The organism is Halobacillus campisalis (genome assembly GCF_030345335.1).
Lineage (GTDB): Bacteria > Bacillota > Bacilli > Bacillales > Halobacillaceae > Halobacillus_A > Halobacillus_A campisalis.
Window position 1 is genome coordinate 45,942 of sequence record NZ_JAPVRC010000007.1, and the last position, 25,134, is coordinate 71,075.

Genomic DNA, 25,134 nt, shown 5'->3' on the forward strand with positions numbered 1-25,134 from the left:
TGCTTTATTCATCTACTTCTATTGCAATGACCTCGCCATCCTCTATTGCGACAATACGCGTTTCTGTTCTAAATCCTCCGTCTTCACCAATCTCAGGTATCGTATACACTTGTTTATCTTCCGGTAATTGCTCGAGTCCAGCCTGCATGCTAGATCGAATAGCCTCGGGATCATCGACAGTTCCTGCTTCCTTCATCGCTTCCATAAATATATAAAGGGAAACATAGTGGAAACCAGCTTCAGAGCCTGGATCCTCATCGTATTCATTACGGTATTTTTCTACGAATTCATCCGTACCAGGATAACCTGAATCTACTAGAGGGGTTACTCCAACGGAACCTTCGAACAATTCATAGGAATCCTCTTCCGCCACTTTTCTCATCTCATCAAGCTTTGCCTGATCCATAACAATAAATCCGCCTTCAAACCCTAGCTCTCTTGCCTGTTTGGCTAATTTAGCAGTCGGTTCAGAAGGTCCGCCAATAAACAAAACATCCGGATCATTTTCTAAGGCGTTCGTCACAATAGTAAAGAAATCTGTTTCCTTGGAAAAATCAATAGAAGAATCGTACACGACTTCTCCTCCCGCTTCTTCCCAGTGAGGGAGCAATTCTTCAGCCCAATCTTTTCCATACTGGGAAGCTGTCGGCAGTGCAGCCAGCTTCTCTCCAAATCGTTCCATAGAATACTCAGTAAAAGGTTCTACATATACGTCATAACGAGGCGGAATCCTGACTGTAAGAGAGTTTCCTGCTTCAGTTACCGCTGGCTCACTTGTATAAGCACCTATAAGAAAATTGTCCTCCTCATTGAATACCTGCATTGCATTAATCCCGCCACTGTGAGGCGCATAAATAATAGGTGTCTGATTTTCTTGTACGAGCCGCTTGGCATTAGATGCAGTTTCGTTTGGCAGATACTTATCATCTAAAGGAACTAAATTAAACTTGTAAGTCTGTCCATTAACATCGAATCCTCCACCATCATTAATTTCTTCTGCAGCCAGCTTCATCCCGTTCAAAGACCTTTCACCATAGTAAGCAGCCGCTCCACTCAAAGGACCACTAAAACCAATATTGACGACCTCCTCGCCTTCTTCAGTTTCAGGCTCTTCGACTTCTGTATCAGCCTCTGTTTCTTCTTCACTTGAAGCATCGTTAGACGTGTTTTCAATACACCCTGTCAAAACGAGTACGAAGGACAACATAATAAGGAAAGCTAATAACCGTAACAATTTCATTTACTTTTCCTCCCGTTTAATGGTATTCGCTTAGAGTCGACTGCCTTGAATAATTCTCTTTCCCTTTACAGTTGATTATCTTCAAGCACCAATATAAGCCTTACGCACAGAATCATTAGTGAGTAGCTCGTTAGAAGATCCTTTTACCACAATCGAACCACTTTCAAAAACATAGCCTCTATCAGCTATTTTCAATGCCGCATTGGCATTTTGCTCAGCTAGCAAAACCGTGGTCCCTTCTTCATTTATCTTTTGAATAACATCAAACATTTGTTCAACAATCAAAGGAGCTAAACCAATTGAGGGTTCATCCAGAAGAAGAAGCTTCGGTCTGGACATCAAGGATCTGCCGATAGCAAGCATCTGCTGCTGCCCGCCACTAAGTGAACCTGCAGCACTCTCTTTCTTTTCCTCCAAGATCGGAAATAATTCATACACGTGACCAAGTGACTTTTTCACTTCTGCTTTCTTACGGCGATGAACATATGCCCCCATGATTAAGTTTTCATAGACGGTCATCCTGTCAAATAATTCCCTGCCTTCTGCACATTGGACGATGCCTGCTTTGACAATGCGATCCGGGGACTTCTTCTTAATAGAAGAGCCGTTGAACAGAATGTCACCGTCGCTCCATTTTTCAATACCACTGATCGCTTTAAAAACTGTGCTTTTCCCGGCTCCGTTCGCTCCTAGTAAAACGACCAATTCTCCTTCATTCACTTCAATATCAACGTTTTTAATCGCTGTAAAACTTCCATAATCCACGGATAACCCAGCAAGCTTAAGCACTAGCATCGCCTCCCAAGTACGCTTCAATGACATCCTGATTGTTCATTATCTCTTCAGATGAACCTTCAGCTATTTTTTCCCCATAGTTTAAAACCATGATCTTGTCTGCAAGCTTCATAATCATTTGCATTTTGTGTTCGATAAGACATACCGTAATGCCTCGCTTAACCATTTTCTTCATGAGTTCTGCCAGTCCTTCGGTTTCCCCAGAGTTTATCCCTGCAGCTGGCTCATCTAGAAACACGACTTCAGGATCGGTAGCCAGAGCTAATGCAAAAGCTACACGCTTTTTTTCTTCCTGAGTGATGTTGCCGGCCAGCTGATCTGTTATGTTCGTCAAACCGACAAAATCTAATACTTCCATCGCTTTATCTTTACACTTCTTCTCTTCTTTCTTATAGCGCTTTGTTCTTAACACAGCGTCCAATAAGTTGTATTTCGTCCGAAGACGATGGCCGACAATAACGTTGTCCAATACCGTGGCTTGTTCAAAAAGATTCGTCGTTTGGAACGTCCGGGCTACACCTAGTTCAGCAATTTTATTCGGCGGAAGCTTGGTGATATCCTTTCCCCTATAAATAACCTGTCCCGAGGTAGGAATGTAAGAACCACTGACTAGGTTAAAAAAAGTGGACTTGCCTGCCCCGTTAGGTCCGATAATCGCATTGATTTTCCCTTTTTCAATTTCAAAATCAACATCTTTCACTGCTGTCAGACCACCGAACTGTTTCGTTAAATTCCTGGTTTCTATGAGCATCCGTTATCCCTCCTTCACTTTGTCTTCTCGCACATCTTTTGAATCGGAATAGGTACTCTTCCATTTTTCTGCCGGTGTTTTCTTCTTTTTATTGAACCATTTCATTTTCCACTCACTGACCATCCCTACAATACCTCTAGGGTAAAATATGATGATCAAGGTCAGCATCGGCCCAAAAATCAACATGCGGTAATCTTGTAAAAATTGAAGTGACTGGGAAACGGAAACAATTAAAATTGTTCCAACAACCGGACCCGCTAACGTTCCGATTCCCCCGACAAGTAAATACGTAAGTAAATCAAAGATAATCGCCGTATATCCAATATCGGGACCGATAAATCGAATGAAAGATGCATATAACGCCCCAGCTAGTCCCGCAAAAAAAGTGGAAAGGACAAAAACGGTTAACTTGTTTTTCATAGTTGAAATGCCGATCGTTTGAGCAAGTTCTTCACTGTTTCTAATTGCTATGAACGTACGGCCAGTAAGAGAGTGCACAATCCGGTACATGACGAGAACTGTCGCTAATAGAAAGAATAAGATGAGATAGTATTGTGAGGTGGCACTCTGGAAGGATATTGGACCAATATTTGACGGTGCCGGAATGCCGATCAAGCCACGAACTCCTCCTGTTAAGCTATCCCACTTATCGATAACGAGATAGATGACATATCCGACGCATAACGTGTAAATCGCAAAAAAGTGCTCCCTGGTTCTAAGGGCAATCAATCCAATTAGAAATCCAATTCCGCTAGTAATGATGCATGCTAAAATCAAAGCCACCCAATAATTAAGACCGACTTTAACAGTCAACAAGCCTAATGCATAAGCTCCAATAGCGAAAAAACCGGCATGGGCAAGCGATAAATACCCAGTATAACCTGCTAAAATATTCAATCCATAAACCGCAATACTCCAAATGAACGATAACGTCAAAATATGAAGCCAATACTCATTTTGGATAATAAACGGGATGACCATGGCGCCGATGATCAAGGCAATCAATGCGATGCTTTTTTTAGTCATTGCCGGCACTTAAAATCCCTCCTTCGAAAACAATCCTTTTGGTTTGAAGGACAGAATGATGATAAGTAATACGAAAGCTATAACATCCTTATAATCATTGGATATATATGTGGCCCCAAGGCTTTCTGTGAACCCGAGAATATACCCTCCCAGGATCGCTCCTGGTACACTCCCCATCCCACCGAGGATGATGATGACAAATGCCTTTAAAATAACAAGATGCCCCATCCCTGGAAAAACTAGATTGATAGGAGCAGACAAAGAGGCGGCGATAGCTGCTAACCCGCCAGAAATCAAAAAGGTGAGCATTGCCACTTTATTTGTATTGATCCCTACTAGATGTGCCCCTTTACGGTTTTGTGCCATAGCTATAATAGTCGATCCCATAAAGGTCTTTTTCAAAAAGAGATAGAGAAGAATCATGACTACGATCGCCCCGACATTTATCAACACTCGCTGCATCGTCAATGTTGTACCGAACACGTTAACGACCTCTCCATAAGGAGTACTCATCGTGCGATAGTCCGCTCCCCAGACTAATTGAGCTAACGCTTCAAGAAACAGTAGAATTCCTATGGCTGCGATTTTGTCATGAATAGGCGGCGCATTTTTCAGTGGGTTAAAAACAAGGCGTTCCATCAATACTCCCAGCAAACCGACAACGACTATCGAAATGGCGATTGCCAGCCAATAGTTGAAATTCCACAGAAGCATCGAAGTAAGAGTCACATAAGCACCGAGCATGTATAAGGCTCCATGAGCAAAGTTGGGAATGTGTAAAATTCCATAAACAAGGGTCAGACCTAAAGCAACCAGGCTGTAAACACTTCCTATGGTTAACCCATTAAAAAGCTGCTGCGTGAGAATATCCATTCAACTACCCCTTTGGCCTCACGAATAAGCGGGAGGTGATATTCATCTAACACCTACTGAATAGTTAGTATGTATTAGGTGAAAAGACTAACTCTGAATCCTCCGCGTATTAGCAATGCCTTATTTTTTTGTTTCCTCGAATCGCACCACTTCTTCCTCCTGAAGCTTACGCCACAAAATCTTTCCGCTGGCCGTTGTAGGAAATTCCTCTCTGAATTCAACTATACGAGGATATTTATAGGCAGCCATCTGCTGTTTCGACCACTCTATGATTTCCTGTTCAGAAATCTCGCCTTTGTAACCTTTATTTAAAATGATAAATGCTTTGATCTCTTCTCCTTTCCGTGGATCAGGTATACCTACGACACACGCTTGTTCAACTGCCTCATGGTTATACAAACTAGTCTCAACCTCTGTAGGCCAAACATTGTAACCCGAGGCATTGATCATACGTTTTACACGATCAACAATGAAGAAATACCCCTCCTCGTCAACACGGCCAATATCTCCAGTTCTAAAGAATGATTTTCCATCAATCTCAATAAAAGCGCTTTCATTTTCCTCGTCCCTGTTATAATATCCGATCATCACCTGGGGGCCATGAACTACAATCTCTCCAATCTCTCCAATTTCTCCAGGTTCCTTTTCACTTTGATCGACTGGATCTATAATTCTTGAATCCACATCAAAAGATGGGATGCCTAAGCACTGCATTTTTGGCCGTTCAGGCGGGTTGAAGTGGGTTTGAGCAATGGTTTCAGATAGACCATACCCTTCCGTAAATTCTAAACCCGATAATTTAAAAAGCTTCTCTCCGAGGGCCTTAGGAAAAGCAGCTCCTCCTCCAGAAATTCCAATTAAGGTTGTTAGATCTTCAGGTTGTAATTCAGGATTGGCAAGGAAATCAACGAGCATAGTGCTTATCGTTACCCAATGAGTACACTTCTGTTCTCTAATTAATTTCCGAGCCGTCTCACGGTCCCATCTCGTCATGATCACCATCGTACTACCGCTGAAAATAGGCATATGCATACTGTGGACCATTCCCGTTACATGAAATAATGGTAAAGTCATCAGGCTTTTTGATCTTGAGGTTAGGCGTGACCAATGAGATGCACCTACTGTATTTGCCTGAACGGTTCGGTTCGTATGCATACATCCTTTAGGCAATCCTGTCGTACCAGAAGTATAAGGAAGAACCGCCAGATCATCAGCTTCTAATCGTTGATCATGTGGTTGGATATTCGAACGGATAGCATCTTTCCACAGAAAGAAGTTCTCATTATGAAAGACTGCCGGGGGAGCTAGTGCTTCCTGAGGTATATCTTTTTCCTCACCTGTATAATCTGAATATGAAGCAATAATTAATTGTCCAAGAGTGGTCTTATTTATTAAAGGCTGGACTTCTTCTGAAAGTTCCTGACCAATGATCCCATTTCGAATCTCACAATCTTTAACATAAAATTCAAGTTCATTCGACTTCAGCATAGGATTGACTGGGACTACTACGGCTCCAGCTCTTAGTATGGCATAAAAACTTATAACGAACTGAGGTGAGTTCTGCATGAATAAAAGAACCTTCTCACCGCTAGTCACTCCAAGATGTTGCTGTAAGTATCCCGCCAGACTCTCCACCTCTTGAAGCAGCTCACGGTAAGATATGGAGTGCCCATAGTAATAAATCGCCTCATGGTCAGGGTACCTGGCAGCTGATACTGTCAGATTGTCATATAAAGAGTTTTCGGGAATGGTCAATGATTTTGTAACGTTCGGCCAAAATTCATAATGCTTCGTCTGCATAAATAAATCCCTCTCCTTTTTAATGGCTTTTCCTATCTAATTAAGTAATCATCCACCCTCCATCTACGAGTAAATCTGTACCTGTCATGTATGAGGCTTCTTTTGAAGCTGCGAAGGAAATGACATTAGCGATTTCCTCAGGTTTTCCGACACGCCGCAATGCTGTATTCTTTACAATTGCCTGTTCAAATCGTTTGTTCTTTAACCCTTCTTCTGTCAATGGTGTTTCTGCGAATCCAGGGGATACTGAATTCACACGCACTCCATGTGGAGCCATTTCTACAGCCAGTGCTTTAGTAAAGTTTATTACCGCTGCTTTTGAGGAACTATAGTGAGGAATCATTGCGCCCGCCTTATGACCGGATAGAGAAGCGACGTTTATAATGGCACGGTTCTCCCCACTGTTGTTGTCTATCATGATTTTTCCTAATGCTTTGGAAACGAGAAAAACGCTCTTTGCATTCGTATCTTGAATACGCCCCCATTCACTGGCAGGCAGGTCTAAGATAGTGGACGTACCCGAAGCCCCTGCGTTATTGATCAACACATGCAGAGTTCCATAATTTTGCGTTATGAAATGAGCTAACTCTTCAACATCCTCTTCAGCCGTCACATCCGCTCGAAAGATTTCGGCCACGGGCTCGCTCAAAGAGGAATTGATTTGCTCAGCTGCTTTTTCCAGCTTAGAAACGGTCCGTCCGACAAGAACTACTCGTGCACCTTCAGCAGCCAAGCGAATAGCCGTCTGCTCCCCTATACCGCTTCCTGCTCCTGTAACTACTGCGGTAGAACCAGAAAATCTTCTCACTTTATCACCCCAACTTTAATTTGTAACAAGCTGCTCCTCTAGAACTTCTCTTATTTCTGCAGCAATAGCCTCGCTTCTTTGTTCCTCGTAATTGAAATGAACAATGGCGGCTTCTGCTTTAGCTATAATGTCCCCTGTTTCTTTCGCTTGAATCGAATGATTAAAGCGGAAACTTTTTGTACCTATACTCGATATCCATGTGAAGATCTCCAATTCCTGGTTGAAGTAAGCCTGACTTAAGAAGTCGCACTGAGTGGAAGCGATAATAAATTGACCAAATGTCTGATGATCTTTCAGAATGTGTTGAAAGAACTTCCCGCGCGCTTCTTCTAAGTAAATGAAATAACTCGTATTATTCACGTGTCCTGCGGCATCGGTCTCACAAAACCTTACCGTGGTTTCTGTTACGTATTTCACGTTCAGCACCTCCATCCCGTTGAATTATACTGACTAGTCAGCATCTACAGGCCAACATGAAACATGGCCGAATGCTCTATTCTTTTTTGTTAATGCCATTTAAAATCATTTCAAGATAAATATCGGTCAATTGTTCATCAGAAACTTCACCTTCTGGATGAAACCAGTAATAACTCCAGTTCGTCACCCCAAGAATTCCGCGTGTTATCATATCCGCATTCAAATTCTCCTGAAAGTATCCTTCCCTTATTCCTTCTTCTACTATTTGCTGCACATTTTTTCGGAATAAGTCTCTTTTTTCCATGTTCTGTTCCAAATACTCAGGGGCAAGGTTACGCATTTCCCTGAAGAAAATCCTCGCGCTTTTCTTTTGATTCTGAATACTATGGATAAGCATAAAAATAGTTGCGCGAAGCTTAGCCCGGCTATCTTTTGACGGATCGTTAAGAATTTCTTCCTGGGTTTTCAAAAGAAATTCAATATAGCCGAGGTGAATATCCCTGAGCAGCTCTTGTTTACTTTTGAAATAATAATAGAATGTTCCCTTAGTAACTTGAAGTTCGTTTGTAATATCTTCTATGGACGTTTCTGTGAAACCTTTTCTATCGAATAAATGGATACCAGAATGAATCAGCTTTTGTCTCATGAAAAAATGTTCCTCTCATTTAAGTATGGTATAACTACTATGATGTCCTGCCTATAAACCCGGCGGTAAAATTATATCATACCTAAAAGCACAGTCTTTTCAGTAGAGTCAGGGGCGCTCGATAATTGTCGCTATCCCTTGACCGCCTCCGATACAAGCGGTTATTAGAGCGAATCTTCCGCCTGATCGATTCAGCTCATAGAGCGCTTTAGTCGTAAGAATCGCTCCAGTAGCCCCCAGTGGATGTCCATGTGCGATAGCTCCTCCATTAATATTCACCTTGTCCAGGTCCATTTCCAGTTCTCTGTTGCAAGCTAACACTTGACCGGCAAAAGCCTCGTTAATTTCAATTACATCCATATCATGTAGAGAGAGCCCCGATTTTTGCAATACTTTTTTTGTTGCAGGCACGGGTCCTATACCCATAATATTTGGATCGACGCCTGCTACAGCACTTTCACGTACGATGGCTAACGGTTTCACCCCGGACTCTTCCGCTTTCTCTCTCGACATCATAACAAGTGCCGATGCTGCATCGTTCAACCCAGAGCTGTTCCCTGCTGTAACGGACCCACCTTCCACAAATGCCGCCTTTAATTTAGATAACCCTTCAATATTTGTTCGCGGACGTGGATGCTCATCAATTTGAAATTGAATAGGATCACTTTTTCGAACGGGTACTTTTATGGGGATGATTTGCTCATCAAAACGTCCCTCTTCCATAGCACTCGCCATTCGCCGCTGACTTTGATATGCGAATTGATCCTGTTCCTCTCTACTAATCTGATATTCTTCCACTAGATTCTCAGCTGTTATCCCCATTGGAGGGTCTCCTATCTCTTTTGGGGCCAATTGAGATTTTCTGAATTTAGGAGGGGCAGGACTATACGCCTTCTCCGGGCGTTCCATTAAATAAGGAGCTTGACTCATGCTTTCTGTTCCACCAGCTACGTAAATATCTCCCTCCCCAGATCGAATAGCCTGGGCTGCTAGATTGACCGCATTCAACCCTGAGCCACATTGTCGATCGATGGTTAAGCCTGGCAAATTAATTGATAGTCCCGTCTGCAGAGCGGATAATCGAGCAATATTACCTCCTCCGCTAAGTACGTTACCGAAAATAACATCCTCAATAAGTTCCGGATCTACCTGAGCACGTCGTATGGATTCTTTGATCACTTCTGCACCTATAATATGAGCAGGTATAGAAGCCAACGTTCCTCCTTGTTTCCCAATAGCTGTACGCACAGCTGAAACAATCACTGCTTCTCGATTCATAGTTCCAACTCCTTAACCAGATTTACATAGCGTGTGATCCACCATCGACGATCATTACATCTCCTGTGATATAGTCCGATGCGGGGGCAGCGAGGAATACAGCAGCACCTTTCAAATCATTCTCCGAACCGAACTTTCTTAACGGAGTTCCTTTAAGGAATGCCTCTTCTCCTTTTTCTATTAAAACTTTCGACATCTTCGTAGGAAAGAATCCAGGAGCAATGGCATTTACATAAATACCTTTAGGTCCCCATTTGACAGCGAGATCCTTTGTAAAAGTAATCACGGCCCCTTTACTGGAATTGTAGCCGATCGTATTCATATACTCCGGGTCAGAACCTTTCAGACCTGCTACAGATGCAATGTTAATAATTTTTCCATATCCTTGTTCAAGCATCACCTTCCCGACAGCCTGCGACATGAGAAAAGTTCCTGTCATATTCACGTTTATCACTTTCTGCCATGCGGCAAGAGGCATCTCCTCCACTGGCGCCCCCCAGGTAGCCCCGCTGTTATTCACTAAAATATCAATCGTTCCGTATTTCTCGACTGTTTTATTCACGACCTTTTGAATATCCTCTTCACTTGTAATATCACACTTAAGTGCGAGTGACCCTGCTCCAAGCTTAGCAAGCTCGTCACTTACTTCCTGACAGGCCTCTTGTTTTCTTGAGCAAACGACAACATTTGCACCAGACTCTGCATAACCTTCTGCAATTTGTTTCCCTAACCCTCTTCCTCCACCAGTTACTATGGCCGTCTTTCCTGAAAGGTCAAACAATTGTTTAATATGCATTGGGGCTCCCTCCTGTACCGCTGATGGTTGGTTTACGGCTGCCTCGTCATTTCTCCTACCTGTTCGCTCTATCCTTATGTAGGAAATGCTTCAGATTTTTTTAAGTACGACTGTACCTGTAATGACTGCCCTGCCATCCTGATTCTCCGCATTCACTTCAAAGCTCATTTTTTCTTCACTGTCATCTTCCAATCTAGCATGCAGAGTGATCACGTCATCGATAAAGACCATCCCTTTGAAACGAATCGCGTAGTTCTCCATGAAGGCTTCTTCATAGTAGGGGGTAAACAGCTTCGCAAGATTTCCCATCGTCCACATCCCATGAGCAATGACTCCAGGCAGGCCAGCCTTTTCAGCTTCCTCGTCAATGGTATGAATGGGATTATAATCTCCTGACGCTCCGGCATATTTGATCAAATCAATTCTGGCTACAGGGGGAAGAGTGATTTCTTCTAAAGACTCACCAACCGGCAGACCTTTTAATGAATTCACACCCTCATCTCCCTTCGAACCGCTTCTGTAATAATAACGACCTGTTCCTCCGTAAAAATCAGTCGTCCTTCGAGGTCTTCCCCGAACCTATTTAATAGTAAAAATCCCATCTCTCCACTTTTTCCGTTTCTTTCATAGTAATCTTTGACCTCTGAATAACAGAGAATGTCTTCTCCTACAAGCAGCGGCCGCTCGTAATGATAGATTTGTTCACCATGTATGAGACCTTTGTTTGGAAGCTTCAACTCCTCAATCGTTCCATAATCAAAAACTCGAGGGAAAGTGGGTGGAGCAATGTTTTGGTGATAACGAGACTGCTTCCCTGTTTCTTCACAGACAAAAATAGGGTGAAGATCACCGATAGACTCGGCGAATTTTTTGACTGCTCCTCTTTCCACCGTGTTTTTCACCTTTGCTGATCGTTTACCTATGCCATGCGTGAACATGAAACCACTTCGCTTTCATTAATTTTTAGGCCCTCCGGCTACATACATCACTTGACCACTGACAAAAGAAGATCGTTCATCAGCAAAAAAGGCTACGGCATTGGCGATGTCCTCAGCTTTGCCGCTTCTTCCAACTGGAATGTTTTCTACACTTGCCTTAACTAGATCTTCAAACGAAATGCCAATGCGTGCAGCGGTTTGTTTCGTCATTTCAGTTTCAATAAACCCTGGTGCGACAGCGTTACACGTAATTCCAAATCTGCCCAGTTCAATTGAAAGCGTTTTCGTAAAACCTTGTAAACCAGCCTTGGCTGTTGCATAATTCGCCTGCCCACGGTTACCTAATGCAGAAGTTGATGAAATATTGATGATTCGTCCATATTTATTCTCGACCATATACTTCTGAGCGGTTTTTGCTGCGTTAAAAGACCCTTTTAAATGAACGTTCATCACAGTATCCCAATCTGAACCTTCCATTTTAAATAACATGTTATCGCGTATCACTCCGGCATTATTTACGAGAATATCAATCGATCCGAACTTTGAATGGGCCGCTTCCATAGCAGCTTCTACCTGATCAGCCTCTACTACATCAGCTACCTGGGTCATGACATCAAACCCCTTTTCTCTCAACTCATTTTCAGCCTCAAGTAATGCTTCTTCATTAATATCAATAATAGCCACTTTTGCGCCTTCTTCAGCCAGTCGTTCGACAATTCCCTTTCCTATGCCACGACTTCCTCCGGTTACAAATGCTGCTTTTCCTTCAAACTTTCCCGCCATAACTATCCCTCCAATATAGTAAACTGCTCCACGCCTTGTGCGGGGCTGCCGCTTGACCCATGCAGGATCAACCTATTTTGACATGTCCTTTTAACAGGTTTCTAGAAATAATTAATCGCTGGATTTCATCTGTGCCGTCGTAAATTCTCCACAACCTGGCTTCTCGATACCAGCGTTCAATCGGAAGCTCCCTCGTGTAACCCATGCCTCCATGGATCTGAAGCACACGGTCTACCACCCTATTTCCCATGTTGGCTCCATATAATTTTGCCATCGATGCCGCATGACGATTATCTTCTCCCTGATCGAGCGTGAATGCTGCATTGAGAACAAGCCATTTGGCTGCTTCAATTTCAACTGCAGAATCTGCGATTTGCCACTGAATTGCCTGCCTGCTCGAAATCGGCTTACCGAACGTTTCGCGCTCTTTCGAATAGTCGACCGCCATTTTCAGCAGCCGTTCGGCAGCTCCTACAGCCCGTGCTCCGACTATCCACCTCGCGAATCCGATCCACTCCAGACCAAGATCATATCCTGCGTTCACTTTCCCTAAAATATTACGATCGGGAACTCGGACGTTATCAAAAACCAAACCAGCAGGTCCCCATTCCCCCATGGTATGAATATACTCAGATTTCCAGCCCATCTCCCGGTCCGCAATAAAACAAGTTACTCCTTCACGACCTCCAGATGATTCGTGCAGCTCCTTATTGGTAATGGCGACTACCATGACGAAATCGGCTTCATTTCCTCCCGTTATAAACGTTTTTTCCCCGTTTAAGATCCATTCATCTCCGTCTTTGACCGCCGTCATTTTCAGATTTCTCGTATCTGAACCTGCCCCCGGCTCTGTCATCGCAAAACATGACCTTTTCTCTCCGTTTATTGTAGGCAATAAATAATTTTGTTTCTGTTCCTCATTGCCATAATAGAGAATATTATCGGCCGACCCTCCAAATTGAAACGGAACAAAAGTTTTAGATACTTCTATAAGGACGATGGCCATCATCATCTGTCCTAAATCAGCACCTCCGTATTCTTCGGGTGTATTAATGCCCCAAAACCCTGCATCTTTAGCTTTTAATTGAAGTTCTTTCATTTTTTCCGAGGAAATTCCAGGCTTACCTTCTCTTTCATTTCTTAACACATCATTTTCCAAAGGTATTAATTCTTTTTCAACAAATTTACGAATAGTTTTTTGAACCATTTGTTGTTCGTCAGTTAAACGTAAGTGCATACAACGATCTCCATTCTCTTAGGATTTTAGAAAAATTACTGTATGAACCTTCACATACTAACTAGTCAGTATGTATTACTACCATAATATTTTAAACTTTCAGAAAATACAACCCATATTTTGTCACTTGTTGAATTCATTTAAAGTATAAGCTGCCTTTTCACAAGAAATTTCTTCTGCTTTTATTAGAAAAAGGAACGAGGAAAACGACTTGCCATCCTGCCCAGTTCCATTCCATTTTGCTACACCCGCCACTAGCTTATCCTCTTTTTTTACCGGTATTAAACCTTCTCGTTAGACATCGACTAACACTTTGTATAACGAAAAAAAACCACATTTTTTTGATGTGGTTAACTTCCAACTCCCCCTGAATTCACGGAGTATTATAATAGGATCGATTCCTTTTTCTAACAATAAACAAATCTATATATTATAATTAATATAATTCTTCTTATTGATACGAAGGAATAGGACAAATACCTTTACTCATAACTTTCATATAGGAGGGGATTGTATGGATGCTGTAACCGTTGCCTCAACTTTAGTAATCGGTTCGATGGCTATTGGAATATATACACTTCATTGGAAAACGAAATCTTTGAAGGAAGCTAAACTAGACTATATTTTTTCTAAGTCTAATAAATCTCCTAAAAAAAGAATCATTCGTCTAATCGATCAATCGAAGAAATCTTTGGATGTTGCAATCTTTTTACTGACTGAAGAAGCTTTTGTCAGTCACATCGTTAATGCCTCAAAGCGAGGGGTAAACGTAAGGGTAATCACAGATATTACACAAACGAATACTTTGCCTGCACAAAAGGACAATGTACAACAGCTCATTGATGCCGGGGTTCCTGTGAAGGTAAATTATCACGAAGGAAACATGCACCTTAAAGTGATAGTATCTGACAAAAAAACAGTTACTACTGGTTCATATAATTTCACTAAGTCAGCTGAAAATAAAAATGACGAAATCCTTCTCACTATAAAGAGTAAGGAAATCGCTAAAGAGTGGTCGAGCAAGTTTGATCACATGTGGAAAGACGAAGAAAATTACGGGCCATTGAAGAGAATTCCTTTAAAAAAAGATGCATAAATATAAATAAAGGTTCGTCCATGCACGGACCTTTTCTCATTTGAATATACCAGGCTTCGGTTATTTCTATAGATATCTATTTCGAGCTCTCGCTCTCCAGGGTATACGCTGTCCCGCTATTTTCACGGGAGTCTCACCGTTTCCCTCCCCTTTCCATATAAGTATCTCGAAACCGCTTCAAGAAAAAGCAAACATTTATGTTAGCATGCTGATTGTTAATACGGCAGCGAACCCGGGGTGAAACAAAGTCTTCCAGAATCCTGTCATATTTTTGAATAACTCTTTTATAAAATCAGCATCCGCCTTTAATATAGTCTTTTTTAAAAAGATAATCCACCTCCGCTAGATCTGCCTCAGTAGCTTCTAAATGAGTCACTTATTTATTATAGTCCCACAAAATCACCCATTCTCCTTCCACTTTTGCGACAAATACCTCTTGATGAAGCTTGAAATGCCCATATTTACCTTTATATGTCTGAATGACAGTAGTGGCATATACAACTCCGATTGGATCACGGTCTTTTTCCATCGTCCAGTTTTTTATTTTTTTTGATCCCTCTAGAGAAAAAGTGAAGGTGGTCACTCCGAAATGATTCATAAATACATGAGCCCGATCCTGAAGGTAACTGCCTTTTGCGAATTTTTCTTTCATAAAAGGGTGCAGCAGTTCCCATGAATCTGAAAAATTCCCTTCCTGCTCATATGTATAAAAAGATTCAACAATGCGCTTTGCTTGTTGTTCAGGTGATGTGTAGATGAATATAGCAATCGTAACAGCTATCGGGATGAGGGCTATGGCACTGAAAAGCATGATTTTCTTCGGTGATCCCATAATAAGCTCCCCTCCTTTTTCTATAACGATATGCTTGGACTTCCTAAGTAAACACAGAAAAAGAAGGGTTTCCCTAATAATGGTGGGTTCAAAATCAAACTTATTTGCAGGAACGAAAACCATAAAGAAATAAGCAAGTACTAAAAACGTCCAGGGGTTAACCCCTGGACGTTTTTACATGCATTTCTATATAACGAAATTCTCTTTACTTACAAAGGTGCTTATGATTTATCTTTCGAATTCAGAAATAAACCCTTGCTTCTTCATCCATAATTAGCATTCGTTCACCACTCAGACCTTATGCTTAAACGCTTTTTTAAAGCAGGTTATCATTATGAATAACTCTTATTTAGACTGCGGCGATATTTACTCGCTGGATGATCCTCCGGCAGCGTGCTGCTTCCATGTGGAAAAAGTTTTTCCCTCATCGTTCCTTGCTCATACTCTGTCTTGTACAATCCACGATCTTGTAAAATCGGAATGACAAGATCGATGAAGGATTCTAAATCTCCCGGGGACACGAGGTGATTCAAGTTGAATCCATCGATACCTGATTCTTCGAATTGATATTGGATTTGATCGGCTACTTCTTGTGGATTACCTACGATGATATTTGGTCGATCTAAGCCTTCAAAGCGCTTTAGTACTTCACCGACTGTCTGCTGCTGTTTAGGTGCATCTTTGGTAAGAGTAGCCGCTTTATAGTGGCCGCCTTCTGTTTTCTTTTTGTATTGGAAAATTTCATCCGGATCCTGCGCTTCGAATTCTGCTACATCATAGCCGCTTGCTCCATACTGGGCTTTAGCTGCATCAGGACTCCAGACATTATTATATTCTTCAAACTTCTTCTCAGCTTCTTCTGTAGTTTCGGCTACGATTACAGTTAGAAAGCAAATGATTTTCAAATTTTCCGGATTACGGCCGTGCTTTTCAGCTCTTTCTTTTATATCGTCTGAGTAATAACGAATTCGCTGGGGCGTCGGTCCTCCGACAAAAATGCATTCCGCATGTTTGGAAGCGAATTCTCTCCCCCGCTCTGAAGTCCCTGCCTGATATATCACTGGAGTCCTCTGTACGGATGGTTCGCTTAGATGAGGCCCTTCCACACTGAAGTAATGACCTTCATGATTAATTTCGTGAACTTTCTCGGGATCTACGAGCGTTTCATTTTCAGCATCCTCTACGACAGCTCCCTCGTCCCAGCTTTGTTCCCAAAGCTTGTATGACACATCAAGATACTCATCAGCAATATCATAGCGTTCATCGTGCTTAATCATATTTTCCAACCCGAAATTCCTTGCCGCATTTGGTAAATAAGAGGTCACAACGTTCCAGGCAACCCGGCCTTTCGTTAAATGATCGAGCGTCGAAAACCTTCGCGCATTGCCAAACGGAGGTTCATATGTAGTACTGACCGTAACAGCAAAACTCAAGTTTTCTGTAACACTTGCCATCGCTGAAACGAGCATAGCCGGATCGTTCAACGGTACACTCAACCCATCACGAATAGAAGGTTCCTTACTTTGACGATACACATCATAGATACCAAGAACATCCGCAAAAAATACAGCATCGAACTTTCCTTTTTCCAAAAGTTTCGCCAGCTCCACCCAATAGTCCAAATCTTTGTAACGGCGGTGCCGTTTACTTTCCGGGTGTTTCCAGAACCCATGGGAATTGTGCATCGAACTATTCATATCGAATGCATTAATAATCATCTTTTTACTCAATTGACATCCTCCTCGACTCTTTAAAATACAAAAAACCTCTTCTCGGGAAAAGAAGAGGTTTTAATATACAGATACTCGTATACAGCTCTCCTTATCTCCCAAGCGTAACGCTTGCTGGAATTGGCACAGTACTGAATACAGTCTGCTGCCGAGGCTTCAAAGGGCCAGTCCCTCCACCTCTCTGGATAAGAAAGTACATAATTTATTGAATTATCCAACAATATACAGGATGGCTATTTCAGTGTCAAGTGAGCTTTTAATGCTATTCCGTTACGAACAGCTTTAGTAAAAATTAGAGAACTAGTGGAAAAGGCCTCTTTCAACACGAAAGAAGCTCGTCAAATAAAATATAAATAATAGCTTATTGCTTTTCAAGTTCGTGTTGTTCAACCATCCACTTTATGAATTCCAATTCCTCTTCCTTTAAATCTCGGCTGACTTTTTCTCGAAATTCCTCTACTAATGATTGATAGAGTTCTTCTGAATTCATCAATATTCCACCTTAGACAATATTCAACCTCTATTACGCCCCATTTTACTATATCGAAATAACTTTTGCATCGTTTAAATTCACTTAAGTTTATCAAATTATGAATGAAAAATGTGAAACATGTCATATTTTCCGTATATTTCTGAAATGTTTAAAAAATGTTCATATAGGAAATTCAGTAATACACTCTACAAATTTAAAAGAAGGTGAACCTATGTCAGAAATAAATAAATACTTTACTAGCAGCTACGAAGAATCACGGACAATATTTCGTAAGCATTTAACAACTATCCAGGAGAAATGGCCAGAAGCAACCCTTTCCACTAAATCTATAGGTGAGGAAGCAGATAATACAATTGACATCATTTTTTCAGAAGCTCGCACCTCAAACGAACAGGTTGTATTCATGACCTCTGGTGAGCATGGAATTGAAGGCTATGCCGGGGGGAGCGTCATTCATTTGTTCGTAGAAGAATATATCGATAAGATAGACCCTGAAACTACCGGGATATGCATTGTACACGCTCTAAACCCATGGGGAATGAGACATTATCGCAGAGTGACTGAAAACAACGTAGACTTGAACCGCAACTATATATATAATTCTTCAGCTGTTCCCGAAGACATTAATGAGAATTACGCTAAAGAAAGCGATCTTTTTTTACCAAACGGTAAGCTAAAAGATATAAATAAAGAAAAAACTCATTTATTCGCACAGTTAGGTAAAGGAATTGCTGATGAAGGGTACCAGGGTATTAAAAAAGCGAAAGGTATGGGACAATTTGAATTTGAGCGCGGAGTTTACTACGGTGGAAAAGCTGAAGAAGAATCAGCCTTATATTTAAAGGAACTGCAAAGAAAACTTCTATCATTGTTCGACCGTGTCATTCACATGGACTGGCACACCGCCCTTGGTCCAACGAATGAAGTAACCGCCGTCATTTCTGAGCACGATCCTCGTGAGGAAGAAGAAATCAAAGCGGATTACCAAATGAATAACATTCAAAAATTCAGCCCAAAAAAGGTGAAGGGCGATTCAACTAATCACTTTTTTAAATTAAAAAACGAAGAATACCCAGACACCCATTTATTCTCTGCTTTATTCGAATTCGGGACATTCGGTACTGGAAAGAGAGCTGAATTGCGTGAATTAACTACAATCGTTTTAGAAAATCAGCTCTACTGGGAAGGCGCCGAAAAAGAGAAAGACAGACAATGGGTGCTGGAAGAATTTCAGAATATGTTCTATCCTGAAGAGACCGACTGGAGAGAATCGGTATTAAAAGAAGCGCGGCTTGCGATCGACAATGTATTAACAAAAGAAGGAATACTTCATTAAGCTAAAAACGCGGAGAAGGAACCCCGCGTTTTTTGTCATTTTGCTCTAAATTCCTTGTGTCAGCTACAGCCTGAATAACTCTTATTTGAAACATCTCACAACCAAAATATTCGGGGGGTGTGGTAAAATAAGAATCGTGGTTTACCCTAATGGCAGGAGGATTGAAAATGTCCGATGAGTATAATTTAGCTGCATCAGAATTCCGTTCCTTAAGAAAAGCCTCTAGAAAAATGTTTCAAGTAATCAGTAAGCAGCTCGATGTCAACACTGCTTATGTTACAAAAAGAGGCGATCATGCGATGACGGTTCTTAGCTCGTTTAACGCCAAGGAAGAGATTATTCCTGAAGGATACTCCGTGGAGTACAGCGGAACTTATTGCCGAATGATTATTTCAAACGACAATGAGGCTATGACGACACCTAACTTAATCAGAGATGAAATAACGCGAGAACTTGAAGTTACCAGCCAGTTAGAGGTGAAGGGTTTCCTGGGAGTTGCATTGAAGGATTTGAACGGAGAAGTTTTCGGCACATTGTGTGTCATGGATAAGCAGGAGAAAGAGTTTAAAAAGAAGGATATAGATTACTTGAAGTCGATGGCTGAAGTATTATCCCACTTGATTGAATTGGATGAAACTAAATATAATATGTCATTACTGAATGTTCCAATCATCCCGATCACCAAAGGAGTTTCTATACTTACGATTCAAGGTATCATTGATAATTATCGTGCAGACAAAATTATGGAGAAAGTCCTTAAATACGGCTCAGAAAATGAAATCGATCACTTTGTGATTGATCTTTCAGGCCTTGTCATTTTAGATGGTAAATTCCCTTGTGTACTGGTTGATATTGTCCAATCGCTGCAGCTTATGGGCATCGAAGCCATCATTACAGGGATTTCACCAGAGATTGCAAAACACGAGGTTAACAACATCCAGCTACTCTCCTTAAAAACGAAAACCGTAGCAAACCTTGAATCCGCACTTGAATATATAGGTTTTCATCTCGTAGAAAAGTAATAAATGGCTGGGAGATTTCTAATTTCCCGGCCTTTTCTATATCCTGCTATGTATGTTAAAAACCTCAAACTAGCTGTTGGAGGGTCATGACCGGATGCACCTTTATGAGCTATATTCAAAGTTTGCCTGCGGACTTTGCGTTTTATTTCATCAGCTAATGCACTATTAATCGGAATATGAACCCCTCCTGGAAATAAGCTTTATACTAAAAATATGAAAATAAATCGACGCATATGCCTTTTCTCCTTTCGTATTTTCACTCATTACTATAGCTGACATACGTAAATGAAACATGAATCAGAGGTAAATAATTGTATTTTTACTATGAAAAACTCACTGGATGCACCATGCTGAAGTGTTGTTCCTTATATTACTAACTCCACCCCAGCTATCTTTATTGGCCTTTACGTGGTATGGTTAAAGTAACGACAAAGGAGGTCGATGTATGTCTAATCCCATATTATTGACAAAAGATCGGCAGCAGACGCATTCACTACAGGTGAAACGCATGGCGATTTATAAACAGAGTAAGATCATTGAAGCTACCGACGAACTTGAACACAACTACTATTTCTTCTTTCACGATGATCGGTTTTTAGACTATGCTTCCTCAAAAAAAATCCTGAAACGCTCCCATACACATTCAGCCTTTCAGAAAGGTCTCGTCCTACCATACCCTCACCCATTGATCCAAACATTAATTGCTCCTTATTCCCACTTTGAAAAACAGAATTTTAACATGCTCTTCAGAAGACTCCAAAAGCAGTATACCCTGCAGCAGTCCGCTTTGATCGCGACTTATTTTGAATCTTTTATTCATAGAGATGAAATTGCCGAGATGATAAAGTCCCTTCTTTACAAAGAACGACGAGATGGAAAACTACTATCCTGCTACCGCATTTTGCAAATACTCAGAGATTTCGCTCCAAACCACAGCCTTCTGAATGCTTTTGCAAGTGATATTAAATTTATTCAATATGATGAACGTTATCAAAAAGGTGATATGAAATTAATCTCCAAAGATCCCGTTTATATTGAAAATAAATTATTCTCTGCTAAACATAATGAAAAAGCGTTTAAAAAATTAGCCGCACTTTATAAAAAGCAATCACGTAATACAGACGTTGCAGCTCTCTATATATCCCGTGTAATCCATACCCATAACCCGGAAGATTACCAGCATCTTCATTCGTTGATCAGCGAACACTTTGACAAAGAAGATCAGCTTAAAATTTTAGAAGACTTATATGGAAAAGGTGTCCATATCGATCTACTGGTTCAGGATTTATTTCAGAGCTATATGACTAATGAAAAGTTCACAGAGGCCTTCAAACTAATGGATAATCATGCAATGACACTTCCATCCTCTCACTCTAAAGCACTTATCAGCGCTTTAAAAAAGAAAGGGATGGATACAGAGTCTATTCCTCCTAAAGAGTTAGGCCAGGTACTTCTCACTCTATTTAACTCCGATGATGATCAAGCCGGCGAAATTCTCGATCAGACTGTCAGTACTCTATTACGCACAGAAGGTCTAAACTTCACCAATGAGTGGCTATTACCCTTTCACAAAATTACAGCCGCTCAAGGTACAGTTAATAAAATCAATGAAATGAATGAAATCGCCGAAGACCCGAATCAACAGCAGCGACTTGGCGAACTATATCATGAATTTAATTACCCGCAAAAAGCGATCGAGTGTATGAGCTGGGAAATGGAGCTTCGAGACGACGATCCTATGCCCGTCCGCTGGCTTGCTAAATTATATCGAGAATTAGGGATGGACGAAGAAAACAAAGCGTACGAACAGCTTTACATCAATATGGTCAAACATTCTTAACACAAAGAAACCGGCAGAGCTGCCGGTTTCTTTGTGTTCTTAATTTTTCCCTCTCAGCCCTTAATACATTTACAAAAATAACCTAGGCTTAGGGATACCTTTTTCTTCCCTGCCGACTCCGAAGTCATCAAAATCTCCAACTAGTGACGAGCAATCCCCTGGAAAATCGAAAGGAATGAATTGACGGTAGTTGTCTGGATTTATGTTTGCATTTCTATAATCATCAATCGGTTGATCCACAGAAATATTCACTCGGTGCTGCCCTTTCAAATGATCTACGATGACGTCCCCAATATACCTGCCCAACCTTAACCCTTCTTCATTATCTGAAGGGAAATGTACTCCTCCATACAAACGGCTTACCGCATCATCTTCTGCAATCCTTTTAAGTTTTTTTCTTTCTTTAGGAAAAAAGTAGCTGAGTACTACCTCCGTACATCCTGACATTGTGGCATGACCGGAGGGGTAAGTTGGAAAGCGGGGAGTACAAAGCAATGTTTTCATTTTTTGATCATATTGATTCGGTCTTGCTACGTCCCACTTGTATTTCAAGTCCCACACAATGATCATCGTGTCATTGACAGCAGCCTGCACTACAGCTAATATCCTTGCAGCGGCAGTCGGGGTGACATTATAAGTATCTATGAGACGATCGATCACAGGGGTCCACTGTTTTGTCGGAACTCCCGTACCATAATAAACGGCAATATTTTTTTGTTCAGTCGTTAAATTACCGAGGGTGTGCTGTACTTCAAACAACTCTTTTTCAAAATCCACTTTATTCGGATGAGTGATAGGAAGGCGCATTTTTCTTCCATATGGATCAAGAAAATTGCCCTTTTTGTCTCGCTTTAAGAATATTAGTGGCCATGAACCCGCTTCTGGCGTTACAGCATCAGTTGGCGGATGACGTTCTCCAGCATAAGCGACCTTCGACCACCGCAAATAATTGATATCCACTTCCATCATCTCCTAATTATCTTACCCTATAATATGAAATGAAAGCGGAGATGAATGGACGTTTCAAAATTTTCATCAGTAAATTGATTGTAATCGACCTAAGCTTTACCTTAGATCTACCATTGCGGCGACCCTTCTTCCCTTATACTTTATTTTTCATATTCGACTCACACCATGACCCCATTATTTTTCCTATTGGTACTGGGAGCATTTAACATCCATCGAGTTTTAACTCATATATTAAATGATTACGTTGATCATATCTCAGGAACCGATGAACATAGTCCGGCTAATTCACTCATCCTTTAAAACTGTGTTACATAATCTAACAACTTCATTGAATCTCTTAATAAAAATGATTATTCTGAATATTCAGGAGGATGATTATGGAACATAAAAAATATTTACAACAATCAATCCAATTAGCTGTAGAAAACATCCAAACAGAAGGCGGCCCATTTGGGGCGATCGTAGTCGATCAATATGGAAACATTGTAGGAGTCGGACAAAATAAGGTCACATCTTCTAACGACCCAACTGCTCACGCTGAAGTTCAGGCCATCCGAAAAGCCTGCCAAAACCTTGATACATTTCAGTTGACTAATTGTGTACTTTATACCAGTTGTGAGCCTTGTCCAATGTGCTTAGGTGCTATTTACTGGGCACGCTTAGAGGAAGTGTACTATGCTGCAGACCAGAAGCTCGCAGCTGCAGGTGGTTTCGACGATCAATTCATTTATGAAGAAATCAATAAGTCTCATAGAGAACGAACCATTCCCTTTTATGCACTGGATCTGCCCGATAAAAACCGCCCTTTTGAAACGTGGGCAAGTCAAGAGGAAAAAGTGGAATACTAACAATGGACGAATCATTCGCTTTTGTGGTTGAATTTGCATAATTTGTCGTCGGATTACGGCCGCATATGGAGGAATTAAAACCAAAAGTGGTTGAATACTTCCGCAACACTCGAAAACCCAGTCAAATGACTGGGTTTTTGCTTACTTAAAAAGTCATGTTATCATAGTGTCCACCCCTATAAAATTTGAAATAAGTAAACGTTTACTCCCTTCTCCCATCAACAATTTGTTATACTTGTAGTAAGTCATATTCTTATTCGAGGGATTATCTAGTGAAAAAATTGACACATGAACACTAAAAAATTTTCTTACCCAACTGTCATAGTTTTTCACTTATACGACCACTCTTTTATTAGACTCATAATAAATATAAGTACGAAGCATAGAACTTAATTTACAACCCACAACCATAGTTGAATCTGTTCACCCTGGAGGAATACAAATATGGAAATCAAAGAAAAGTTACTCTCAAACGGCTGGAAGAAGTTCACTTTCTCAAACAACAAAGGTATAACCATCTCTGTCTTGGATTATGGCGGCATCATTACTGAGATCAACGTTCCAGATCACAAAGGTACAATTGAGAATGTTGTTCTTTCCTACAAAGATTATGACAGTTACATAAACGATCCAAATTATTTTGGAGCTCTGATCGGCAGAGTCGCAGGCCGAGTTGAAGGTGCGTCTTTTTCACTGAATGGTAAAGAATACACTCTAGATGCAAACGACGGCGATAACTCTCTCCATGGCGGGAAACAAGGCTTCAATAAGAAAATTTGGGAAGCTTCTCCTTTCCAATCATCAACAGATGCAGGAGTAGTATTTACTTGTGAAAGTCCTCATTTAGAGGGCGGCTATCCAGGCAGCGTTTCTATAAAAGTTACGTACCAATTAAACGATCAGAATCAGTTTATAGTTGATTATCAAGCGATCAGCGATCAGGATACTCCTATCACCTTAACCAATCATAGTTATTTCAACTTAAGCGGTAATGCGAAGCGCCCCATTTGTGACCATAAAATGAAGATAGCGAGCGATCGTTTTGTCGAATTAGATGAACACCTAATTCCTACAGGAAATATAAATTCAAATCAGGATACCCCTTTTGACTTAAGAAATGAAACGACTCTGAAGTCCCCGCTAGGTTCAGATCATTCTCAAATCCAGTTGGCAGGCAATGGGTACGATCATTATTTTATCTTCAAAGAAACAGGTGAAGAACAAGTGACGTTAAGAGATGAAGACAGCGGCAGAGTATTGAAAGTCCATACGACTCAACCTGGAATGGTTTTATATACGGGAAATGGTTTGGGCGATGAATTTCAATTAGCCAGCGGCCCTGCGGAGAAACACTCCGGCTTATGTTTAGAAACCCAGGCTTCTCCTGCTTCACTTCATCACGATGGATTTCCCAGTGCTTTACTGAAAGCTGCAGAACCTTATAATAAAAGAACAACATTTACATTCGATACTTTTTAAAAATTACAGCCTTCCCCCGGTTTTATTACTGAGTGGGAAGGTTTGTTTAGTATGTGATATAGTATATATATACATACTTTTTTACTAAACATAGTTAATGA

At 41.0% G+C, this 25,134-nt stretch carries 25 protein-coding genes and 1 riboswitch; of the genes, 6 read left to right on the forward strand and 19 right to left on the reverse strand.

Annotation, left to right across the window (positions count from 1 at the left end; translation table 11 throughout):
* Positions 1-4 precede the first annotated feature (4 nt).
* The 15 genes from O2Q26_RS14290 to O2Q26_RS14360 all read right to left on the reverse strand — a co-directional run bounded on the left by O2Q26_RS14290 (position 5) and on the right by O2Q26_RS14360 (position 13,388).
* Entirely contained in the window at positions 5-1,240 is a 1,236-nt protein-coding gene (locus O2Q26_RS14290; protein WP_289216542.1) for an ABC transporter substrate-binding protein, read from the reverse strand.
* An 81-nt stretch (positions 1,241-1,321) separates the two neighbouring features.
* Positions 1,322-2,029 (reverse strand): ABC transporter ATP-binding protein, encoded by a 708-nt coding sequence (locus O2Q26_RS14295; RefSeq protein ID WP_289216543.1) that lies wholly within the window; start codon positions 2,027-2,029, stop codon positions 1,322-1,324.
* Positions 2,022-2,786 (reverse strand): ABC transporter ATP-binding protein, encoded by a 765-nt coding sequence (locus O2Q26_RS14300; protein WP_289216544.1) that lies wholly within the window; start codon positions 2,784-2,786, stop codon positions 2,022-2,024. Before O2Q26_RS14300 ends, O2Q26_RS14295 begins: the two co-directional genes overlap by 8 nt.
* Before the next feature lie 3 nt (positions 2,787-2,789).
* Positions 2,790-3,812: a branched-chain amino acid ABC transporter permease gene (locus tag O2Q26_RS14305; protein WP_289216721.1), complete on the reverse strand. Its 1,023-nt coding sequence runs from the start codon at positions 3,810-3,812 to the stop codon at positions 2,790-2,792.
* 9 nt (positions 3,813-3,821) lie between these two features.
* Complete coding sequence (locus tag O2Q26_RS14310) at positions 3,822-4,685, reverse strand: branched-chain amino acid ABC transporter permease (protein WP_289216545.1); 864 nt, start codon at positions 4,683-4,685, stop codon at positions 3,822-3,824.
* A gap of 120 nt (positions 4,686-4,805) precedes the next feature.
* Complete coding sequence (locus tag O2Q26_RS14315) at positions 4,806-6,485, reverse strand: long-chain-fatty-acid--CoA ligase (protein WP_289216546.1); 1,680 nt, start codon at positions 6,483-6,485, stop codon at positions 4,806-4,808.
* Positions 6,486-6,525: 40 nt separating this feature from the next.
* The gene (locus O2Q26_RS14320) at positions 6,526-7,293 is read right to left on the reverse strand and encodes an SDR family NAD(P)-dependent oxidoreductase (protein ID WP_289216547.1); all 768 of its coding nucleotides are present in this window, start codon (positions 7,291-7,293) and stop codon (positions 6,526-6,528) included.
* Between the two features lie 15 nt (positions 7,294-7,308).
* A complete protein-coding gene (locus O2Q26_RS14325; protein WP_289216548.1) occupies positions 7,309-7,710 on the reverse strand; it encodes an acyl-CoA thioesterase in 402 nt (133 codons plus the stop codon).
* A 76-nt stretch (positions 7,711-7,786) separates the two neighbouring features.
* A complete protein-coding gene (locus O2Q26_RS14330; protein ID WP_289216549.1) occupies positions 7,787-8,356 on the reverse strand; it encodes a TetR/AcrR family transcriptional regulator in 570 nt (189 codons plus the stop codon).
* A gap of 108 nt (positions 8,357-8,464) precedes the next feature.
* Entirely contained in the window at positions 8,465-9,634 is a 1,170-nt protein-coding gene (locus O2Q26_RS14335; protein WP_289216550.1) for a thiolase family protein, read from the reverse strand.
* A gap of 22 nt (positions 9,635-9,656) precedes the next feature.
* The gene (locus O2Q26_RS14340; RefSeq protein WP_289216551.1) at positions 9,657-10,430 is read right to left on the reverse strand and encodes an SDR family oxidoreductase; all 774 of its coding nucleotides are present in this window, start codon (positions 10,428-10,430) and stop codon (positions 9,657-9,659) included.
* Positions 10,431-10,520: 90 nt separating this feature from the next.
* Positions 10,521-10,922, reverse strand: coding sequence for a MaoC/PaaZ C-terminal domain-containing protein (locus O2Q26_RS14345; RefSeq protein ID WP_289216552.1), 402 nt, complete (start codon positions 10,920-10,922; stop codon positions 10,521-10,523).
* Positions 10,919-11,368, reverse strand: coding sequence for a MaoC family dehydratase N-terminal domain-containing protein (locus O2Q26_RS14350; protein WP_289216553.1), 450 nt, complete (start codon positions 11,366-11,368; stop codon positions 10,919-10,921). Before O2Q26_RS14350 ends, O2Q26_RS14345 begins: the two co-directional genes overlap by 4 nt.
* Positions 11,369-11,386: 18 nt before the next feature.
* Positions 11,387-12,151, reverse strand: coding sequence for a 3-oxoacyl-ACP reductase FabG (fabG, locus tag O2Q26_RS14355; protein ID WP_289216554.1), 765 nt, complete (start codon positions 12,149-12,151; stop codon positions 11,387-11,389).
* A gap of 67 nt (positions 12,152-12,218) precedes the next feature.
* Complete coding sequence (locus tag O2Q26_RS14360) at positions 12,219-13,388, reverse strand: acyl-CoA dehydrogenase family protein (protein ID WP_289216555.1); 1,170 nt, start codon at positions 13,386-13,388, stop codon at positions 12,219-12,221.
* A 514-nt stretch (positions 13,389-13,902) separates the two neighbouring features.
* Between O2Q26_RS14360 and O2Q26_RS14365 the strand changes: the two genes are divergently transcribed.
* A complete protein-coding gene (locus tag O2Q26_RS14365; RefSeq protein ID WP_289216556.1) occupies positions 13,903-14,484 on the forward strand; it encodes a phospholipase D-like domain-containing protein in 582 nt (193 codons plus the stop codon).
* Positions 14,485-14,860: 376 nt separating this feature from the next.
* Here the strand turns inward: O2Q26_RS14365 and O2Q26_RS14370 are convergent, their stop codons facing one another.
* The 3 genes from O2Q26_RS14370 to O2Q26_RS14380 form a co-directional block, all read right to left on the reverse strand.
* Positions 14,861-15,316 (reverse strand): hypothetical protein, encoded by a 456-nt coding sequence (locus O2Q26_RS14370; protein ID WP_289216557.1) that lies wholly within the window; start codon positions 15,314-15,316, stop codon positions 14,861-14,863.
* A gap of 332 nt (positions 15,317-15,648) precedes the next feature.
* On the reverse strand, positions 15,649-17,046 hold the full coding sequence (locus O2Q26_RS14375) for an LLM class flavin-dependent oxidoreductase (protein ID WP_289216558.1): 1,398 nt from the start codon (positions 17,044-17,046) through the stop codon (positions 15,649-15,651).
* An 88-nt stretch (positions 17,047-17,134) separates the two neighbouring features.
* Positions 17,135-17,238, reverse strand: a riboswitch (SAM riboswitch).
* Positions 17,239-17,407: 169 nt separating this feature from the next.
* Positions 17,408-17,536 carry a hypothetical protein gene (locus O2Q26_RS14380; protein WP_289216559.1) on the reverse strand — a complete coding sequence of 43 codons (129 nt, stop codon included), beginning with the start codon at positions 17,534-17,536 and terminating at the stop codon, positions 17,408-17,410.
* A gap of 214 nt (positions 17,537-17,750) precedes the next feature.
* Here O2Q26_RS14380 and O2Q26_RS14385 point away from each other — a divergent pair, with 214 nt between their 5' ends.
* The 3 genes from O2Q26_RS14385 (at position 17,751) to O2Q26_RS14395 (ending at position 21,737) form a co-directional block, all read left to right on the forward strand.
* Complete coding sequence (locus O2Q26_RS14385) at positions 17,751-18,875, forward strand: M14 family metallopeptidase (RefSeq protein ID WP_289216560.1); 1,125 nt, start codon at positions 17,751-17,753, stop codon at positions 18,873-18,875.
* A 167-nt stretch (positions 18,876-19,042) separates the two neighbouring features.
* Positions 19,043-19,897: an STAS domain-containing protein gene (locus O2Q26_RS14390; RefSeq protein ID WP_289216561.1), complete on the forward strand. Its 855-nt coding sequence runs from the start codon at positions 19,043-19,045 to the stop codon at positions 19,895-19,897.
* A gap of 445 nt (positions 19,898-20,342) precedes the next feature.
* The gene (locus O2Q26_RS14395) at positions 20,343-21,737 is read left to right on the forward strand and encodes a hypothetical protein (RefSeq protein ID WP_289216562.1); all 1,395 of its coding nucleotides are present in this window, start codon (positions 20,343-20,345) and stop codon (positions 21,735-21,737) included.
* Positions 21,738-21,806: 69 nt separating this feature from the next.
* Here the strand turns inward: O2Q26_RS14395 and O2Q26_RS14400 are convergent, their stop codons facing one another.
* On the reverse strand, positions 21,807-22,697 hold the full coding sequence (locus O2Q26_RS14400; protein ID WP_289216563.1) for a vanadium-dependent haloperoxidase: 891 nt from the start codon (positions 22,695-22,697) through the stop codon (positions 21,807-21,809).
* Between the two features lie 386 nt (positions 22,698-23,083).
* Here O2Q26_RS14400 and O2Q26_RS14405 point away from each other — a divergent pair, with 386 nt between their 5' ends.
* On the forward strand, positions 23,084-23,554 hold the full coding sequence (locus O2Q26_RS14405; protein ID WP_289216564.1) for a nucleoside deaminase: 471 nt from the start codon (positions 23,084-23,086) through the stop codon (positions 23,552-23,554).
* A 444-nt stretch (positions 23,555-23,998) separates the two neighbouring features.
* Positions 23,999-25,033 (forward strand): aldose epimerase family protein, encoded by a 1,035-nt coding sequence (locus tag O2Q26_RS14410; protein WP_289216565.1) that lies wholly within the window; start codon positions 23,999-24,001, stop codon positions 25,031-25,033.
* Positions 25,034-25,134 lie beyond the last annotated feature (101 nt).

Bases quoted from the DNA above. Each gene is read 5' to 3' on its own strand.
- O2Q26_RS14290 (WP_289216542.1), bottom strand. From the start codon at position 1,240: ATGAAATTGTTACGGTTATTAGCTTTCCTTATTATGTTGTCCTTCGTA.
- O2Q26_RS14300 (WP_289216544.1), bottom strand. From the start codon at position 2,786: ATGCTCATAGAAACCAGGAATTTAACGAAACAGTTCGGTGGTCTGACA.
- O2Q26_RS14305 (WP_289216721.1), bottom strand. From the start codon at position 3,812: ATGACTAAAAAAAGCATCGCATTGATTGCCTTGATCATCGGCGCCATG.
- O2Q26_RS14310 (WP_289216545.1), bottom strand. From the start codon at position 4,685: ATGGATATTCTCACGCAGCAGCTTTTTAATGGGTTAACCATAGGAAGT.
- O2Q26_RS14315 (WP_289216546.1), bottom strand. From the start codon at position 6,485: ATGCAGACGAAGCATTATGAATTTTGGCCGAACGTTACAAAATCATTG.
- O2Q26_RS14330 (WP_289216549.1), bottom strand. From the start codon at position 8,356: ATGAGACAAAAGCTGATTCATTCTGGTATCCATTTATTCGATAGAAAA.
- O2Q26_RS14335 (WP_289216550.1), bottom strand. From the start codon at position 9,634: ATGAATCGAGAAGCAGTGATTGTTTCAGCTGTGCGTACAGCTATTGGG.
- O2Q26_RS14340 (WP_289216551.1), bottom strand. From the start codon at position 10,430: ATGCATATTAAACAATTGTTTGACCTTTCAGGAAAGACGGCCATAGTA.
- O2Q26_RS14350 (WP_289216553.1), bottom strand. From the start codon at position 11,368: ATGTTCACGCATGGCATAGGTAAACGATCAGCAAAGGTGAAAAACACG.
- fabG (WP_289216554.1), bottom strand. From the start codon at position 12,151: ATGGCGGGAAAGTTTGAAGGAAAAGCAGCATTTGTAACCGGAGGAAGT.
- O2Q26_RS14360 (WP_289216555.1), bottom strand. From the start codon at position 13,388: ATGCACTTACGTTTAACTGACGAACAACAAATGGTTCAAAAAACTATT.
- O2Q26_RS14365 (WP_289216556.1), top strand. From the start codon at position 13,903: ATGGATGCTGTAACCGTTGCCTCAACTTTAGTAATCGGTTCGATGGCT.
- O2Q26_RS14370 (WP_289216557.1), bottom strand. From the start codon at position 15,316: ATGGGATCACCGAAGAAAATCATGCTTTTCAGTGCCATAGCCCTCATC.
- O2Q26_RS14380 (WP_289216559.1), bottom strand. From the start codon at position 17,536: ATGAATTCAGAAGAACTCTATCAATCATTAGTAGAGGAATTTCGAGAA.
- O2Q26_RS14385 (WP_289216560.1), top strand. From the start codon at position 17,751: ATGTCAGAAATAAATAAATACTTTACTAGCAGCTACGAAGAATCACGG.
- O2Q26_RS14390 (WP_289216561.1), top strand. From the start codon at position 19,043: ATGTCCGATGAGTATAATTTAGCTGCATCAGAATTCCGTTCCTTAAGA.
- O2Q26_RS14395 (WP_289216562.1), top strand. From the start codon at position 20,343: ATGTCTAATCCCATATTATTGACAAAAGATCGGCAGCAGACGCATTCA.
- O2Q26_RS14405 (WP_289216564.1), top strand. From the start codon at position 23,084: ATGGAACATAAAAAATATTTACAACAATCAATCCAATTAGCTGTAGAA.
- O2Q26_RS14410 (WP_289216565.1), top strand. From the start codon at position 23,999: ATGGAAATCAAAGAAAAGTTACTCTCAAACGGCTGGAAGAAGTTCACT.